At 63.8% G+C, this 15,972-nt stretch carries 13 protein-coding genes; 6 read left to right on the top strand and 7 right to left on the bottom strand.

From position 1 onward, the window contains the following. Window positions 1-9 precede the first annotated feature (9 nt). The 7 genes from ABVN20_RS12050 to gshB form a co-directional block, all read right to left on the bottom strand. Window positions 10-1,281: a dihydroorotase gene (locus ABVN20_RS12050; protein WP_368555849.1), complete on the bottom strand. Its 1,272-nt coding sequence runs from the start codon at window positions 1,279-1,281 to the stop codon at window positions 10-12. After that, the gene (locus tag ABVN20_RS12045; RefSeq protein WP_368555848.1) at window positions 1,278-2,297 is read right to left on the bottom strand and encodes an aspartate carbamoyltransferase catalytic subunit; all 1,020 of its coding nucleotides are present in this window, start codon (window positions 2,295-2,297) and stop codon (window positions 1,278-1,280) included. Before ABVN20_RS12045 ends, ABVN20_RS12050 begins: the two co-directional genes overlap by 4 nt. A gap of 27 nt (window positions 2,298-2,324) precedes the next feature. Then, on the bottom strand, window positions 2,325-2,828 hold the full coding sequence (gene pyrR, locus ABVN20_RS12040; RefSeq protein WP_368555847.1) for a bifunctional pyr operon transcriptional regulator/uracil phosphoribosyltransferase PyrR: 504 nt from the start codon (window positions 2,826-2,828) through the stop codon (window positions 2,325-2,327). Between the two features lie 92 nt (window positions 2,829-2,920). Continuing rightward, on the bottom strand, window positions 2,921-3,358 hold the full coding sequence (gene ruvX / locus ABVN20_RS12035; protein WP_368555846.1) for a Holliday junction resolvase RuvX: 438 nt from the start codon (window positions 3,356-3,358) through the stop codon (window positions 2,921-2,923). Further along, complete coding sequence (locus tag ABVN20_RS12030) at window positions 3,358-3,930, bottom strand: YqgE/AlgH family protein (protein WP_368555845.1); 573 nt, start codon at window positions 3,928-3,930, stop codon at window positions 3,358-3,360. The genes ruvX and ABVN20_RS12030 overlap by 1 nt, the downstream gene beginning before the upstream one ends. Window positions 3,931-4,127: 197 nt before the next feature. Next, window positions 4,128-5,027, bottom strand: coding sequence for an energy transducer TonB (locus tag ABVN20_RS12025; RefSeq protein ID WP_368555844.1), 900 nt, complete (start codon window positions 5,025-5,027; stop codon window positions 4,128-4,130). A 77-nt stretch (window positions 5,028-5,104) separates the two neighbouring features. Beyond that, window positions 5,105-6,058, bottom strand: a complete 954-nt coding sequence (gene gshB, locus ABVN20_RS12020; protein ID WP_368555843.1) for a glutathione synthase — start codon at window positions 6,056-6,058, stop codon at window positions 5,105-5,107. Between the two features lie 332 nt (window positions 6,059-6,390). On the opposite strand from gshB, the gene pilG reads away from it, so the two are divergent. The 6 genes from pilG (at window position 6,391) to ABVN20_RS11990 (ending at window position 15,942) form a co-directional block, all read left to right on the top strand. Beyond that, on the top strand, window positions 6,391-6,807 hold the full coding sequence (gene pilG / locus ABVN20_RS12015; protein WP_368555842.1) for a twitching motility response regulator PilG: 417 nt from the start codon (window positions 6,391-6,393) through the stop codon (window positions 6,805-6,807). Between the two features lie 46 nt (window positions 6,808-6,853). Then, entirely contained in the window at window positions 6,854-7,219 is a 366-nt protein-coding gene (gene pilH, locus ABVN20_RS12010) for a twitching motility response regulator PilH (RefSeq protein WP_007897961.1), read from the top strand. Between the two features lie 10 nt (window positions 7,220-7,229). Continuing rightward, window positions 7,230-7,772, top strand: a complete 543-nt coding sequence (locus tag ABVN20_RS12005) for a chemotaxis protein CheW (protein WP_368555841.1) — start codon at window positions 7,230-7,232, stop codon at window positions 7,770-7,772. Between the two features lie 135 nt (window positions 7,773-7,907). Beyond that, window positions 7,908-9,965, top strand: a complete 2,058-nt coding sequence (locus tag ABVN20_RS12000; protein WP_368555840.1) for a methyl-accepting chemotaxis protein — start codon at window positions 7,908-7,910, stop codon at window positions 9,963-9,965. A 15-nt stretch (window positions 9,966-9,980) separates the two neighbouring features. Next, window positions 9,981-15,491 carry an Hpt domain-containing protein gene (locus ABVN20_RS11995; protein ID WP_368555839.1) on the top strand — a complete coding sequence of 1,837 codons (5,511 nt, stop codon included), beginning with the start codon at window positions 9,981-9,983 and terminating at the stop codon, window positions 15,489-15,491. Further along, window positions 15,484-15,942 (top strand): chemotaxis protein CheW, encoded by a 459-nt coding sequence (locus ABVN20_RS11990; RefSeq protein ID WP_368555838.1) that lies wholly within the window; start codon window positions 15,484-15,486, stop codon window positions 15,940-15,942. Before ABVN20_RS11995 ends, ABVN20_RS11990 begins: the two co-directional genes overlap by 8 nt. Window positions 15,943-15,972: the final 30 nt, after the last annotated feature.

Raw genomic sequence — 15,972 nt, 5'->3', positions numbered from 1 at the left:
ACGGTGGACCTAAGCCTGGTGACTCACCCGCCCATCCACCAACGTATACCGCACCACGCCCGGCAAACTGTGCCCGATGAACGGGCAGTTCTCGCCCTTGGACAACCAGCTTTCACCGGCCAGGGTTGAGGCCGCCGGGTCGAACAGCACGATGTCCGCCGCGCCACCCACCGCCAGTTTACCGGCCGGCAGGCGCAGCGCCTCGGCAGGGCCGGCGCTCAGCCGTGCCAGCAGTGTCGGCAGGTCCAGCAGGCCATCCTCCACCAGCGTCATTGCCAGCGGCAGCAGCAGTTCGACGCTGCTGATGCCCGGCTCGGTCGCACCGAACGGCGCGAGCTTGGCGTCCCGTTCATGGGGTTGGTGATGGCTGGAAATGGCCGAGACCACCCCGGACTTCACCGCTTCACGCAGGCCATCGCGGTCGGCGCGGGTGCGCAGCGGCGGCTGGACGTGATAGAGGCTGCTGAAGTCGATCAGCGCTTCGTCAGTCAGAATCAACTGGTACAGGGCGACATCGGCGGTCACCGGCAAGCCGCGGGCCTGGGCCTGGGCAATCAGGGCCACGCCACGGGCACTGGTGAGCTGGCTGAAGTGCGCGCGCACGCCGCTTTGCTCGACCAGCAGCAGGTCCCGGGCCAGGGCGACGGTCTCGGCGGTTTCCGGGATGCCCGGCAAGCCGAGGAAGCTCGCGGTCGGGCCTTCGTGGGCCAGGCCACCTTCGGCCAGGTCGTGGTCCTGGGAGTTGAAAATCACCGTCAGGTCGAAGGTCGCCGCGTATTCCAGCGCCCGGCACAGGGTGCGGGTGTTGCGGAAGCTGTCCAGGCCGTTGCCGAACGCCACGCAACCGGCGTCGCGCAGGGCCACCAGTTCCGCCAGTTGTTCGCCGTCCAGGCCCTTGCTCAAGGCGCCGATCGGGAACACCTTGGTGTTGCCGGCCTCGCGGGCGCGGTCGAGGATCAACTCGGCGACGGCCGAGGTGTCCAGCACCGGTTTGGTCTTCGGTGGGCAGCACAGGCTGGTCACGCCGCCGGCCGCGGCCGCGCGGGTTTCGTTGACGATCGAACCCTTGCGGCTGTACCCCGGCTCGCGCAGGGCGACGTTCAGGTCAACCAGGCCCGGTGCGGCCACCAGACCCTTGGCGTCGATGCTGTCGACGGCGACGAAACCGGCTGGCGCGGCGCCAATGGCGACGATCTTGCAGGCTTCGATGTGGATATCGGTTACTTGATCCAGGCCGCTGGCTGGATCGATGACACGGGCGCCGAGAATGCTGAGCTTCACTGGGCGTTCTCCTGCTCGAATTGTCCTTGTTCCAATTGGCGCTGCGCGGTCTGCCCGCTCATGGCCATCGACAGCACCGCCATGCGAATGGCGATGCCGTAGGTCACCTGGTTGAGAATCACCGAGTGCGGGCCGTCGGCCACCGCCGACTCGATTTCCACGCCACGGTTGATCGGTCCCGGGTGCATGACGATGCAGTCCGGCTTGGCCCCGGCCAGGCGCGCGGTGGTCAGGCCGAACAGGCGGTAGAACTCGCCTTCGCTGGGCAGCAGGCCACCGGCCATGCGTTCACGTTGCAGGCGCAGCATGATCACCACATCGACGTCTTTGAGGCCTTCGGCCATGTCGGTGTAGACCTTCACGCCGTACTGTTCGATGCCGATCGGCAGCAGGGTCTTGGGCGCGATCACGCGGATGTCCGGGCAGCCGAGGGTTTTCAGGGCCAGCATGTTCGAGCGCGCGACCCGCGAGTGCAGGATGTCGCCGACGATGGCCACCGAAAGGTTTTCGAAGCCGCCCTTGTGGCGGCGGATCGTCAGCATGTCGAGCATGCCCTGGGTCGGGTGCGCGTGCCGGCCGTCGCCGCCATTGATGATCGCCACTTGCGGGCACACATGTTCGGCGATGAAGTGCGCGGCACCGGAATCACCGTGGCGCACGACGAACATGTCGGCGGCCATGGCTTCCAGGTTGCGCAGCGTATCGAGCAGGGTTTCGCCCTTGCTCGCCGACGACGTGGACACGTTCAGGGTGATCACGTCGGCGGATAGGCGCTGTGCCGCCAGCTCGAAGGTGGTACGGGTACGGGTGGAGTTCTCGAAGAACACGTTGCACACGGTCTTGCCGCGCAGCAGCGGGACCTTCTTCACGGCCCGTGCGCCAACCTCGAGGAACGAGTCGGCGGTGTCGAGGATTTCCGTCAGCAACTCGCGGCGCAGGCCGTCGAGCGAGAGGAAGTGGCGCAGCTGGCCCTGATCATTGAGCTGCAGCGGGCGCTTGGTGTCTGGAGGCGTCATCGCGAGGGGGACTCTCAATAGGGCGGATTAAAGGGCGAGGTCTTGGACTTCGAGCGACAGTTCCGGGCCCGACAACTTCACGCGTTCGTGGGCGGCCAGGGACAGGGTCGCACCGAGCACGTTCGGGCGGATCGGCAGTTCGCCGGCGTCCAGGTCCAGCAGGCAGACCAGGGTCACGCTGGCCGGGCGGCCGTAGTCGAACAGTTCGTTCATCGCCGCGCGGATGGTCCGGCCGCTCATCAGCACGTCGTCGATCAGCACCAGGTCCTGGCCTTCGATCTCGAACGGCAGGGCCGAAGGGCGCACCTGCGGGTGCAGGCCGTTCTGGCTGAAGTCATCGCGATAAAAGGAAACGTCGAGCGTGCCCAGCGGTTCAGCGCTGCCCAGCTCCTTGAGCAGGGCCTGGGCGACCCAGACACCGCCGGTACGGATACCGATGAAGCGCGGTTCGCGGATGCCCCGGTGTTCCAGGTGTGCCTTGAGACGGATCGCCATCTGGCTGATCAGTTCGGCGGGATTTGGCAGGCTCATGGTTGCTCCTTCTTGGGCCGAGACCGTTGGTGCGCAAGTTGGCTCGGGTCTTCACTAAAAGAGCCGCTAGGCGGCTCTTTGGGTTAAATGCATCAGGTTTCGAACAGCTCGCCGTTTTCGTCGAGCCAGCCTTGCAGCAGCAGGGCGGCGGCGATGGCGTCCACCGGATTGTCTCGGTAACTGCCTTTCTGTCCGCCACGGGCCAGGCGCTCGCCCTTGGCCTCGAAGGTGGTCAGGCGTTCATCATGGGTATAGAAGGGCAGGTTGAAGCGGCCATTGAGGCGCCGGGCGAATTTTTCCGCGCGGGCGCACATGTCGCTGGGCGTGCCATCCATGTTCAGCGGCAGGCCGACCACGACCGCGTCGGGCTTCCACTCTTTAATGAGGGCTTCGACCTGATTCCAGTCGGGAACGCCGTTTTGTGCCTTCAGCGTGCACAGCTCGCGCGCCTGGCCGGTAACGACCTGGCCGACCGCCACGCCGATCTGTTTGGTGCCGTAGTCGAAACCCAGGATCAGGCGCAGGGCCATCAGGCGTGCCCCGCCTGGCTGGTGAGCAGGCTGAGGTTGACACCCAGGTGCCGGGCCGCTGCTTCCAGGCGCAGTTCGCTGCTGGTGTTGAACAGGATGTCGGGGTCGTAAGGGCAGGTCAGCCAGGCGTTCTGCGCCAGTTCCGATTCCAGCTGCCCGGCTTCCCAGCCGGCGTAGCCCAGGGTGATCAGGCTCTTGGCCGGGCCGACGCCGTCGGCGATGGCGAACAGTACGTCCTGGGAGGTGGACAGCGAGAGTTCGCCTTCCAGATCAACGGTCGCCTGATACTTCTGCCCCGAGGGGTGCAGAACGAAGCCGCGATCGGTCTGCACCGGGCCACCGATGAAAATCGGCACGTGCTGGCACAGCAGTGGCGGCTCGATATCCGGGCGCAATTGCTCGAGGATGTCGGCCAGGTTCAGGTCTTGCGGACGGTTGACCACCAGCCCCATGGCACCATTGGCCGTGTGCTCGACGATGTAGGTCAAGGTGTGCGCAAAGTTCGGGTCGGCCATGTGAGGCATGGCGATCAGGAAGTGATGCTTGAGGTAACTGGGGCTGACATTTTTCATGAGCGCTAGTGTGGCGTTCGGGGGGCGAACTGACAAGCTGGGGATGCACCGTAAAACGAATTCACCCTCAACTGTAGGAGCGAGCTCGCTCGCGATGGGCCTGAGAGCGCTGTGGGGTATCAGGTAGCCAGCGTTATCGTTGACGACCATCGCGAGCAAGCTCGCTCCTACAGGGGCAGGGGGGCAGGGGGCCGCGATCAGTTGCTGGACAGGCGATCCCCGCGGGCGAATTTCCAGGTGCGGATGATTTCCAGGCGGTCGATGTCCGACAGGTCGCCGGTAAACGGTGCAAACGGCGCGGCCAGGCGCACGATGCGCTGTGCGGCCTGGTCGAGCAGCGGCTGGCCGGAGGATTCCAGCACCAGCACTTCATACAGCGAGCCGTCGCGGTTGATCGAGACCATCAGTCGCAGGTTGCCGTAGATCTGCTTGCGGCGAGCTTCCTCGGGGTAGTTGAGGTTGCCGATGCGTTCGACCTTCTTGCGCCACTCGTCCTTGTACCAGGCGCCCTTGTCGCGCATGGTCGATGCCGCGCTCAGGCGGTGGATGCGCGGGCGCTTGGCGTAGAGCTGTTGTTCCTGGGCCAGTTCGGCTTCCAGGCTGGCGATGTCGCTGGACAGTTGTTCGGTGTCGAAAGTGGGCGCCGCCACGGCAGGCTGGGTGACGGGCTTGGGTTCTTCAGTCTTGGTCGGTGCTTTTTTCGGCTTGGGTGCCACGGTGGCTACGGCCGCCTTGGGCGCAGCTTGCGGGGCCTCAGGCTTGGCCGCCGGCGGAGGCGTGAATTTCTGCACCTTGTTGTCCTGGAACGGCGCGACCTCGGTGGTCTTGGGGATCGCCTTTTTATCCAGGGTGCCGCTGCCTTCCTGGTTTTCCTGGGCGAGAAAGTCAGCCTTCTGCGGCTTCTTTTCGCTCTTGAAGGTGGCGAGGGTGATTTCCAGGGTTTTGCTGATCTTCTGCGGTTCGACCATGGTGAACCCTACGCCCAGCAGCAACGCCAGGTGCACCAGTGCCGCCAGGAACAGGGTAAATCCGAGGCGATCGGCCGGGCGCACGCCACGGTGGGCGAGTTCAGCGGGCAGATCGGACGGAAGTGTCATGACAAGGCAACCAACATCGCGTTTTTTACAGGTCGCGGATGATAACGCAATGTTGGTTCCTTCTTGGGTGTTCTATATCAACGAGCCTTGAGCTTCTGATCAATGGCCTCCATCAGCATGCCGCCGATGTCGGTGCCGAAGGCATTATCGATCTCGCGAATGCAGGTCGGGCTGGTGACGTTGATCTCGGTCAGGTGCTCGCCGATCACGTCCAGGCCGACGAACAACAGGCCTTTGGCGCGCAGGGTCGGGCCGACTTGCGCGGCGATCCAGCGATCCTTCTCGCTCAGCGGGCGGGCTTCGCCACGGCCACCGGCGGCCAGGTTGCCGCGGGTTTCGCCAGCGGCGGGAATGCGCGCCAGGCAGTAATCCACAGGCTCGCCGTCGATCATCAGGATGCGTTTGTCGCCGTCCTTGATCGCCGGCAGGTAGGCCTGGCCCATGATCTGCTGGTTGCCCAGTGCGGTCAGGGTCTCGAGGATCACCGACAGGTTCGGATCGCCCGCGCGGTGACGGAAGATCGACGTGCCGCCCATGCCGTCCAGGGGCTTGAGGATCACGTCGCCATGTTTGGCGGCAAACTCACGCAGCACGTCGGCGCGGCGGCTGACCACGGTCGGTGGCGTGCACTGCGGGAACAGCGTGGCAAACAGCTTTTCGTTGCAATCGCGCAGGCTTTGCGGCTTGTTCACCACCAGCACGCCGGCGCTCTCGGCCTGCTCCAGCAGATAGGTGCAGTACACGAACTCCATGTCGAACGGCGGATCCTTGCGCATCAGGATCACGTCCAGATCGCTGAGCAGCGAATCCTGCTCGGCGTCCAGTTCGAACCATTTTTCCGGGTTGGCGAACACTTTCAACGGACGCATCCGCGCCCGGGCCTGGCCCTCGAGCTGATAGAGATCGCGCTGTTCCATATAGAACAGTTCCCAGCCGCGCTTCTGCGCAGCCAGCAGCATGGCCAGCGAACTATCCTTTTTATAGGAAATGCTGGCGATAGGGTCCATGACAATCCCGACGCGAACGCTCATGGGTCATTCCTCAAAAGATGGGGGCTGTCGATGACCTGTAGGAGCGAGCTTGCTCGCGATCCGATGTCGGCTGACACGCCGCCATCGCGAGCAAGCTCGCTCCTACAAGGGATCAGCATCAACCCGAAGGTCACGAAAAAGTGGCGTCAGAGTGGCGCCGAGTGTGTCCCCGGTCAAGGAAAAACCATCGAGCAGGCTGGCCGATAGATTGCCTCCTGAGACTGTGCTAAAAAGGCTGCCATGTCGTACGGACCCTTGCGTATCAAGGGTTTCGAGCCACCGAAGGTCCGCAAACGGACAAATTGATTCGCAAAGGCGACGGTAGAGCATTTATGGATCAGCATTCCAGCGCCTTGAAGGTCATGGTGATCGACGATTCGAAGACGATTCGCCGCACCGCCGAAACATTGCTGAAGAACGCAGGATGTGAGGTCATCACGGCCATCGACGGTTTCGATGCCCTGGCCAAGATTGCCGATAATCATCCTGGCATTGTCTTTGTCGACATCATGATGCCGCGCCTGGATGGTTATCAGACCTGCGCCCTGATCAAGAACAACCCTGCGTTCAAGTCCACGCCGGTGATCATGCTGTCGTCCAAGGACGGCTTGTTCGACAAGGCCAAGGGGCGCATCGTCGGTTCCGACCAGTTTTTGACCAAGCCTTTCAGCAGGGAAGAATTGCTGAACGCGATCCAGGCCCATGTACCGGGCTTCGCCGCCGTTTTGCCGCAACAGGACACGCAGTGACGCCTGGCCAACGGGCCTGGCGTTGACAAGAAGAATGGGGAAAACCATGGCACGTATTCTGATCGTCGATGATTCGCCGACCGAAATGTACAAACTGACCGGCATGCTGGAAAAGCACGGTCATGAAGTGTTGAAGGCCGAAAACGGCGCCGACGGCGTGGCACTCGCCCGCCAGGAAAAACCCGACGCCGTGCTGATGGACATCGTCATGCCCGGCCTCAACGGCTTCCAGGCGACCCGCCAGCTGACCAAGGACCCGGAAACCGGGCACATTCCAGTGATCATCATCACCACCAAGGACCAGGAAACCGACAAGGTCTGGGGCACTCGCCAGGGCGCCAAAGACTACCTGACCAAGCCGGTCGATGAAGACACCCTGATCAAGACCCTGAACAACGTGCTGGCCGGTTGATCGTGCGGCCATGACCGAGTCGCTGACCGCCTTCGAACTGCTGCTGCAGATCGACCAGCGCTGCCGCCTGCTGGCGGCGGACCTGCCGTCCCAGCCTACCCGGCAGGACGGCTGGAGCGGCATCGGTTTTCGCCTCGGCGAGCACTGGTATGTCGCGCCGATGGGCGAAGTCAGCGAAATCCTGCATGAGCCACGGCTCACGCACCTGCCGGGGGTCAAACCCTGGGTCAAGGGCGTGGCCAACCTGCGTGGGCGCCTGTTGCCGATGATGGATCTGTGCGGCTTTTTCGGCCATGAACTGTCGCCACTGCGCAAGCAGCGACGGGTGCTGGTGGTGGAGCACGAGGACGTGTTCGCCGGGTTGCTGGTCGATGAGGTTTCAGGCCTGCAGCATTTCGAACAGGACAATTTCGAGCCGCTGCCGGTGGGTGAGCGACAGGGCGCCAAGGCCGAGTTCGTGCACGGGCATTTCCGCCGGGAGCGGGACTGGCGAGTGTTCAGCCCGTTCGCGCTGGCACGGTCGCCGGGTTTCATGAATGTAGCTGTTCTGTAGGAGCGGGCTTGCCCGCGATGGCGGTCTGTCAGTCGAGACATTCCTGTCTGACACACCGTCATCGCGGGCAAGCCCGCTCCTACAGAGATGTCTTGAGCAGGGTCAAAAAGGCAAGGTTCAAATGGGCGAGGACCGATGACGAAAGCAAAACCAGGCAAGCCGGAAGGGTCGCGCAGTCGATCGCAGATCATCGTGCTGTTCATCGCGCTGATCATCTTCATCATGCTGCTGTTCGCCAACTTCGCTTACCTCAACACGCAGGCCACGTACGACAAACAGTACATCGGCCACGCGGGGGAACTGCGCGTGCTGTCCCAGCGCATTGCCAAGAACGCCACCGAAGCGGCGGCCGGCAAGGCGGCGGCGTTCAAGTTGCTCAGCGACGCCCGCAACGACTTTGCCCAGCGCTGGGGATACCTGAAAAAAGGTGACCCGGCCACCGGCCTGCCGCCGGCTCCGTCCTCGGTACGCCCGGAAATGCGCGCCGTGCAAATGGATTGGGAGCGCCTGCTGAAAAACACCGATGCGATCCTGTCCAGCGAGCAGACCGTGTTGTCCCTGCATCAGGTGGCCGCGACCCTGGCCGAAACCGTGCCGCAGTTGCAGATCGAATACGAAAAGGTCGTTGAAATCCTCCTGCAACGGGGTGCGCCTGCTGCACAAGTGGCAATGGCCCAGCGTCAGTCGCTGTTGGCCGAGCGGATTCTCGGCGCGGTGAACACCGTGTTGTCGGGCGATGAAAACTCCCAGCAGGCCGCCGATGCCTTCGGTCGTGACGCCACCCGCTTCGGCCAGGTGCTCACCGGCATGCTGCAAGGCAACCCGGCGCTTAAGATCAGCCAGGTCGAGGACCGCGATGCCCGCGCCCGGCTGACGGAGATTTCCGAGCTGTTCGAGTTCGTCTCGGGGTCGGTGGATGAAATCCTTGAAACCTCGCCGGAGCTGTTCAAGGTCCGCGAATCGGCGACCAATATCTTCAGCCTGTCGCAAACCCTGCTCGACGAGGCCTCGCAACTGGCCATCCGCCTGGAAAACCTCGCCGGCGGGCGTGACACCGACACCATCGGCGGCTATGTGCTGGGCCTGCTGGCGCTGGCGTCGATCATCCTCATCGGCATGGTGATGGTGCGTGAAACCAACCGTCAGTTGCGCGAGACCGCACAGAAGAACGAGCGCAATCAGAACGCGATCATGCGCCTGCTCGACGAGATCGAGGACCTGGCCGACGGCGACCTGACCGTGACGGCCTCGGTGACCGAGGATTTCACCGGGACCATCGCCGACTCGATCAACTATTCCGTGGACCAGCTGCGCGATCTGGTGGCCACCATCAACCTGACCGCCGGTCAGGTTGCCGCCGCGGTACAGGAAACCCAGGCCACCGCCATGCACCTGGCGCAGGCTTCGGAACATCAGGCCCAGCAGATCAGCGAGGCCTCCACGGCGATCAACGACATGGCGCAGTCGATCGACCAGGTCTCGGCCAACGCCGCCGAATCTTCGGCGGTGGCTGAACGTTCGGTGGAAATCGCCAACAAGGGCAATGAGGTGGTGCACAACACCATCCATGGCATGGACAACATCCGCGAGCAGATTCAGGACACGGCCAAGCGCATCAAGCGTCTGGGCGAGTCGTCCCAGGAAATCGGCGACATTGTCAGTCTGATCGATGACATTGCCGATCAGACCAACATCCTCGCGCTCAATGCGGCGATCCAGGCGTCCATGGCCGGCGATGCCGGACGCGGTTTCGCCGTGGTGGCCGATGAAGTCCAGCGGCTGGCCGAACGTTCGTCCGCAGCGACCCGGCAGATCGAAACCCTGGTGCGGGCGATTCAGGCCGACACCAACGAAGCGGTAATTTCCATGGAACAGACCACCACCGAAGTGGTGCGCGGCGCGCGTCTGGCGCAGGATGCCGGAGTGGCCCTGGAAGAAATCGAAGGGGTTTCCAAGACCCTGGCGGCGCTGATCCAGAGCATTTCCAACGCCGCCCAGCAACAGACCTCGTCGGCCGGCCAGATTTCCCTGACGATGAACGTGATCCAGCAGATCACTACGCAGACTTCGTCCGGTTCTACCGCCACCGCCGAGAGCATCGGCAACCTGGCGAAAATGGCCAGCCAGCTGCGTCGCTCGGTGTCGGGTTTCACCTTGCCGGCCGCCAAGGCGCAGACTGTGGATAAAGTGTGAGGCGCGGGAGTCGTTATGGCTGATCGGCACGACTATGTAGCCCTCGAATGGGTCAAGGGCGAGATTGCCGAAACGTTGAAAGTGGCTCATCAGGCAATGGAAACCTTGCTGGATGATCCACAGGCGACGCACGCCCTGGAGGAATGCCTGGCGTGTATTCACCAGGTCCATGGCAGCTTGCAGATGGTCGAGTTCTACGGCGCGGCGTTGCTTGCCGAGGAAATGGAACAGTTGGCCGATGCCGTGCTGCACCACCGCGTCAGCCATCGTGACGAAGCGATTCACCTGCTGATGCAGGCCCTCGGGCAGTTGCCGATCTACCTCGACCGTGTCCAGGGCGCGCGACGCGACCTGCCGCTGGTGGTGTTGCCGCTGATCAATGATCTGCGCAGTGCCCGTGGTGAAAGCCTGTTGTCGGAAACCAACCTGTTCGCGCTATGGCCGGACCTGCTGCCGCTTGATGAAGCCCCACTGACCATGAAAGATCGCTACGCATTGGACGACGCACTGCCTCACAGCGCGGCCGTCGACGAGGAACGCGTACGGCTGGCCGGGCCCGACCGTGATGCGATGCGCTCGGTGCTGGCGGCGCTGTGCGAAGAGCTGGTGCGGGTCAAGGAGCGTCTCGACCTGTTCGTGCGCAGTGACCGCCAGCACACCGCCGACCTCGATAGCCTGCTCGCACCGTTGCGGCAAATCGCCGACACCCTGGCGGTGCTCGGCTTCGGCCAGCCGCGCAAAGTCATCATTGATCAGTTGGCGGTGGTGCTGAGCCTGGTCCAGGGCCAGCGCGAGCCCGACGACGCGGTCCTGATGGACGTCGCCGGCGCCTTGCTTTATGTCGAGGCGACGCTGGCCGGCATGGTCGGCACCGTCGAGACGCAAAGCCAGGAAGACAGCAGCCTGCCGACCACCGACCTGACGCAGATCCACCAGATCGTGATCAAGGAAGCGCGCATCTGCCTGCAACAGGCCAAGGACATGATCGTCGATTACATCGACGCCGACTGGGACCGCCAGACCCTGCAACCGCTGCCGGCGCTGCTGACCCAGGTGCGCGGCGCATTGGCCCTGATCGGCCTGGGCCGGGCGGCGAGCCTGGTCGACACCTGCAATCATTTCATTCGCGATCACCTGTTGGTGGAGCCGGGGCAACCCGACTGGGAAGAGCTGGACAGCCTGGCCGACGTGATCACCAGCATCGAGTATTACCTGGAGCGCCTCGGTGACGACCCCGAGTCGGCCAGCGAACAGTTGCTCGACGTCGCTGAAACCAGCCTGGCCTCGCTCGGCTTTTTCCCCAGCGAACAGGATGTGCCGGTGCTCGACGATGTACTCAGCCCGAGCGAAGCCCAGGTCATGCAGGATTTGCAGGAGCTGGACGATCCCGATGTGGTGCAGACCCTCGCCGATGTGCTGGCCAACCCGCTGGCGGCGGTCAACCCGCCGGCGCTGAACACGCCGGGCAGCCTGTTGCCGCCTCCGGCCGACGAAGGGCCGGTGGACGAGGAACTGCGCGAAGTATTCCTCGAGGAAACCGATGAAGTGTTGGGCATCCTGCGCGAATATTTGCCGCGCTGGCTGGCCGATCCCGCCGATGAGTCGAGCCTGGTCGAATTGCGCCGGGCTTTTCACACGCTCAAGGGCAGTGGCCGCATGGTGCGGGCGCTGGTGCTGGGCGAACTGGCCTGGGCCGTGGAAAACCTGCTCAACCGTGTGCTCGAACACAGCGTGCAGCCGCTGCCGGCGGTGCAGAAGCTGCTGGGCGATGTGTTGGAGCTGTTGCCGCAATTGATCGACGAATACGCCGATCACCACCAGCGTCAGCGCAACGATGTCGATCAGTTGGCCGCGCTCGCTCACGCCCTTGCCAAGGGTGAAGCGCCACCGGCCGATGAGGACTCGCAGGATGTCGCGGCCCTCGACCCGTTGTTGCTGGAGATCTTCCGCAAGGAAGCCGAAACGCACCTGGCCAGCCTCAACCGCTTCCTCGACCAGGCCGCCGAGCATGTGCCGCTGCCGGCCAGTGACGAGTTGCAACGGGCCTTGCACACGCTCAAGGGCAGCGCCTCGATGGCCGGCGTGTTGCCGATCTACGAGCTGGCGGTGCCGCTGGACATGCTCGCCCGTGAGTACAAGGCGCACCTGATTGCCCTGGACCTGGACGAGGTGGAATTGCTGCTGGAAGCCGAGGGCCTGTTCCGTCTTGGCCTGCGACAGCTCAAGGTCGATCCGCTGGCGCCGATTCCGGGGGCGGAGACGCTGATCCAGAGGGCTCAGGCGGTGCTGGCCGAGCGTCTGCAAACCTTGTTATCGGCACCGAGCGCGGCACAGCGCACCAAGCGCGATCCGCAACTGATCAACAACTTCCTGGCCCAGGGCATGGACATCCTGCTCGACGCCGAAAGCCTGTTGCAGCGCTGGCAGCAGCACCCCGGCGAGCGTCAGGAACTCAGTGCCCTGCTCGATGAATTGACCACCCTCGGCGAAGGCGCGCATTTGGCCGACCTGCATCCGGTGGACGAACTCTGTGAAGCCCTGCTCGACCTGTATGGCGCGGTCGAGGAAAGCAGCCTGGCGGTCAACGAGCGGTTTTTCCACGAGGCACAAGGTGCGCACGAAGCGCTGATCAACATGCTCGATGAACTGGCCGCCGGCCAGGAAGTCAGCCCGCAGCCGCAACGCATCCGGGCCTTGCGCGACTTGCTCGATGAGGGGCTCGACCCGTCGGCCATGGGCCTGATTCGCAGTGACGGCAGCCGCACCCTGAGCATCCGCGAGCTGAGTGGCGCCACCGCGGAGCTTGAACACAGCACGAACCCGGCCGAACTCGACGACGAGATCGTCTCGATCTTTCTCGAAGAGGCGGTGGACATCCTCGAAAGCGCCGGCCAGGCCTTGCAGCGCTGGTTGGACGACCCGGAGAACGCTGCGCCGCTGCTGTCCCTGCAACGCGATCTGCACACGCTCAAGGGCGGTGCGCGGATGGCCGAAGTGGAACCGGTCGGCGACCTCGCCCATGAGCTGGAAAGCCTCTATGAAGGCTTGGTCGATCGCCGCTACACCCACGCGGAAGCCTTGGCCCACCTGCTGCAACAAAGTCATGACCGGCTGGCTCAACTGCTTGAGCAATTGCAGACGCAGAAGCCGCTGAGCGATCCGGCCCAGTTGATCGAAGCCATCCGCGAGTTCCGCCAGGGCAAGGCCGGCGCACCTGAAGCCGTCGAGCACCCACGGGCCGAGGACGCGCCGGGGCATGACCCGGAACTGCTGGACATCTTCCTGGAGGAAGGTTTCGACATTATCGAGAGTTCCGGCGCGGCGCTGGTGCGCTGGCAGGCAGAACCTTCGAACCGACAGGAAGTGGAAACCCTGCTGCGCGATTTGCACACGCTCAAGGGCGGTGCACGGATGGTCGAAATCACCGCCATCGGCGACCTCGCCCATGAGCTGGAGTTTCTCTATGAAGGCTTGTCTGCCGGCGTACTGAAACCCACCGAGGCGCTGTTCGGCCTGTTGCAAAGCAGCCATGACCGGCTGGCGCAGATGCTCGATGCCACCCGCGCCGGGCAGCCGTTACCGCCCGCGGACCGGCTGATCGAAGCGATCCGTAATTTCAGTCACCCGCAGGTTCAGCAAGCAGCGCCGCCGGTGCCGGCCACGCCCAGGGTCGAGGCCCCCGCGCCACCGGTCGATGCCGGTGCCGACATGGTCAAGGTCTCGGCGGAGCTGCTCGATGATCTGGTCAATCTGGCCGGGGAAACCTCGATCTTCCATGGTCGGATCGAGCAGCAGGCCAACGATGCGCAGGTCACGCTCAACGAAATGGAAACTACCATCGAACGCATGCGCGACCAGTTGCGCCGGCTCGATACCGAAACCCAGGGACGGATCCTCAGCCGTCAGCAGGTAGATGCCGAACGTTCCGGCTATGAGGAATTCGACCCGCTGGAAATGGATCGCCACTCGCAGTTGCAGCAACTGTCGCGGGCATTGTTCGAATCCGCCTCGGATTTGCTGGACCTCAAGGAAACCCTCGACCGACGCAATCAGGATGCGCAGAACCTGCTGCAACAGCAGGGCCGCATCAACAGCGATTTGCAGGAAGGCCTGATGCGCACGCGCATGGTGCCGTTCGAGCGCATGTTGCCGCGCTTGAAGCGTATCGTCCGCCAGGTCGCCAGCGAGCTGGGCAAGGACGTGGCCTTCGTGGTCGGCAACGCCGAAGGCGAGATGGATCGCAACGTGCTGGAGCGCATGGCGGCCCCACTGGAACACATGCTGCGCAATGCCGTCGACCATGGCCTGGAGTCAGCCGAGGTACGGCTGGCGGCAGGCAAACCGGCGCAGGGGCGGATCACCCTCGACCTGTCCCGCGAGGGCGGCGACATGATTTTCGACATCCGCGACGACGGTGCCGGGGTGCCACTGGACGCGGTGCGGCGCAAGGCGATCAAGCGCGGCTTGCTCGCGCCGGACAACGACGTCAGCGACCGCGACGTGCTGCAATTCATCCTGCAACCGGGGTTTTCCACTGCCGAGAAAATTACCCAGATCTCCGGGCGGGGCGTGGGCATGGACGTGGTCCATGAGGAAGTTCGGCAACTGGGTGGCAACATGAGCATCGACTCGGTGGCGGGGCAGGGCGTGCATTTCCGCATTCGCCTGCCGTTCACCGTGTCGGTCAACCGCGCGTTGATGGTGCAATGCGCCGAGGATCAATATGCGATCCCGCTGAACACCATCGACGGCATCGTGCGGGTGCTGCCCGGTGAGCTCGACGAGCATTACCGTCTCGATCCGCCGACCTACCAATACGCGGGGCAACGCTACGAGCTGTGCTACCTGGGCGAGTTGCTGAAAACCGCCACGCGTCCCAAGCTGCTGGGCCAGAGCCAGCCGTTGCCGTTGCTGCTGGTGCAGTGCAACGAGCGCCACATCGCCGTGCAGGTCGATGCCATGGCCGGCACCCGCGAGATCGTGGTGAAAAGCCTCGGCCCACAGTTCGCGGCGGTACAGGGCTTGTCCGGGGCGACGATCCTCGGCGACGGTCGAGTGGTGCTGATTCTTGATTTGCTGGCGCCGCTGCGCGCGATGCAGAGGCAACTGGCGCAACGCTCGCCAGGCCAGGCCAGCGAGTCCGAGCCGCAGAAACCGTTGCTGGTGCTGGTGGTCGACGACTCGGTCACCGTGCGCAAGGTCACCAGCCGCCTGCTCGAACGCCACGGCATGAGCGTGCTCACCGCCAAGGACGGTGTGGATGCCATGTTGTTGCTCGAAGACCACATGCCCGACCTGATGCTGCTGGACATCGAGATGCCGCGCATGGACGGCTTCGAGGTCGCCACCCAGGTGCGCGCCGACGAACGCCTGCGGCACCTGCCGATCATCATGATCACCTCTCGCACCGGGCAGAAACACCGCGATCGCGCCATGGCGATTGGCGTCAACGACTACCTCGGCAAGCCATACCAGGAGTCGGTGCTGCTCGACAGCATCGCCCTGTGGAGCAAAACCCATGCTTGAACATCGCACCAGCAACCTCACCGGGCTGCTGCTGCCCCTGGCCGACCGCACGCTGATCCTGCCCAACGTGGCGATTGCCGAATTGATCGACTACCAGTCGGCCGCCTTCGACCTCGACAACCCGCCGTGGTATCTGGGCCGGGTCACCTGGCGCAACCGGCAGATCCCGCTGATCAGCTTCGAATCGGCCTGCGGCAACAAGATCGTCATCGGCGAACGCGCCCGCATCGTCATCCTCAACGCCCTGGGCGCCCGCCCGGAACTGCGCTTCATCGCCATGCTGGTCCAGGGCATCCCGCGCTCGCACAAGCTCGACAGCCAGTTGAGCTACGTCGACGTGCCGCTGTGCCCGCTGGAAAAAGCGGCGGTACAGGTGGCTGACCAGGTGGCGAAGGTGCCGGATCTTTTGGGGATGGAGGAGATGTTGGTGGCGGCGGGGTTGGGGGGCTGATCTGACTGGATCGGCGGCTGGTCTGGCCTC

Origin of the sequence: Pseudomonas sp. MYb118, from assembly GCF_040947875.1 — a bacterium.
GTDB lineage: Bacteria > Pseudomonadota > Gammaproteobacteria > Pseudomonadales > Pseudomonadaceae > Aquipseudomonas.
This window is presented reverse-complemented; position numbering and strand designations above follow the sequence as displayed.

What these genes read in the sequence shown, in the direction of transcription:
- ruvX (WP_368555846.1), bottom strand. Translation starts at nt 3,358, where the DNA reads ATGGCCCTGCGCCTGATCCTGGGTTTCGACTACGGCACCAAACAGATC.
- pyrR (WP_368555847.1), bottom strand. Translation starts at nt 2,828, where the DNA reads ATGAGCCTGCCAAATCCCGCCGAACTGATCAGCCAGATGGCGATCCGT.
- ABVN20_RS12030 (WP_368555845.1), bottom strand. Translation starts at nt 3,930, where the DNA reads ATGAAAAATGTCAGCCCCAGTTACCTCAAGCATCACTTCCTGATCGCC.
- ABVN20_RS12025 (WP_368555844.1), bottom strand. Translation starts at nt 5,027, where the DNA reads ATGACACTTCCGTCCGATCTGCCCGCTGAACTCGCCCACCGTGGCGTG.
- ABVN20_RS12005 (WP_368555841.1), top strand. Translation starts at nt 7,230, where the DNA reads ATGACCGAGTCGCTGACCGCCTTCGAACTGCTGCTGCAGATCGACCAG.
- ABVN20_RS11990 (WP_368555838.1), top strand. Translation starts at nt 15,484, where the DNA reads ATGCTTGAACATCGCACCAGCAACCTCACCGGGCTGCTGCTGCCCCTG.
- ABVN20_RS11995 (WP_368555839.1), top strand. Translation starts at nt 9,981, where the DNA reads ATGGCTGATCGGCACGACTATGTAGCCCTCGAATGGGTCAAGGGCGAG.
- ABVN20_RS12045 (WP_368555848.1), bottom strand. Translation starts at nt 2,297, where the DNA reads ATGACGCCTCCAGACACCAAGCGCCCGCTGCAGCTCAATGATCAGGGC.
- gshB (WP_368555843.1), bottom strand. Translation starts at nt 6,058, where the DNA reads ATGAGCGTTCGCGTCGGGATTGTCATGGACCCTATCGCCAGCATTTCC.
- ABVN20_RS12000 (WP_368555840.1), top strand. Translation starts at nt 7,908, where the DNA reads ATGACGAAAGCAAAACCAGGCAAGCCGGAAGGGTCGCGCAGTCGATCG.
- pilG (WP_368555842.1), top strand. Translation starts at nt 6,391, where the DNA reads ATGGATCAGCATTCCAGCGCCTTGAAGGTCATGGTGATCGACGATTCG.
- pilH (WP_007897961.1), top strand. Translation starts at nt 6,854, where the DNA reads ATGGCACGTATTCTGATCGTCGATGATTCGCCGACCGAAATGTACAAA.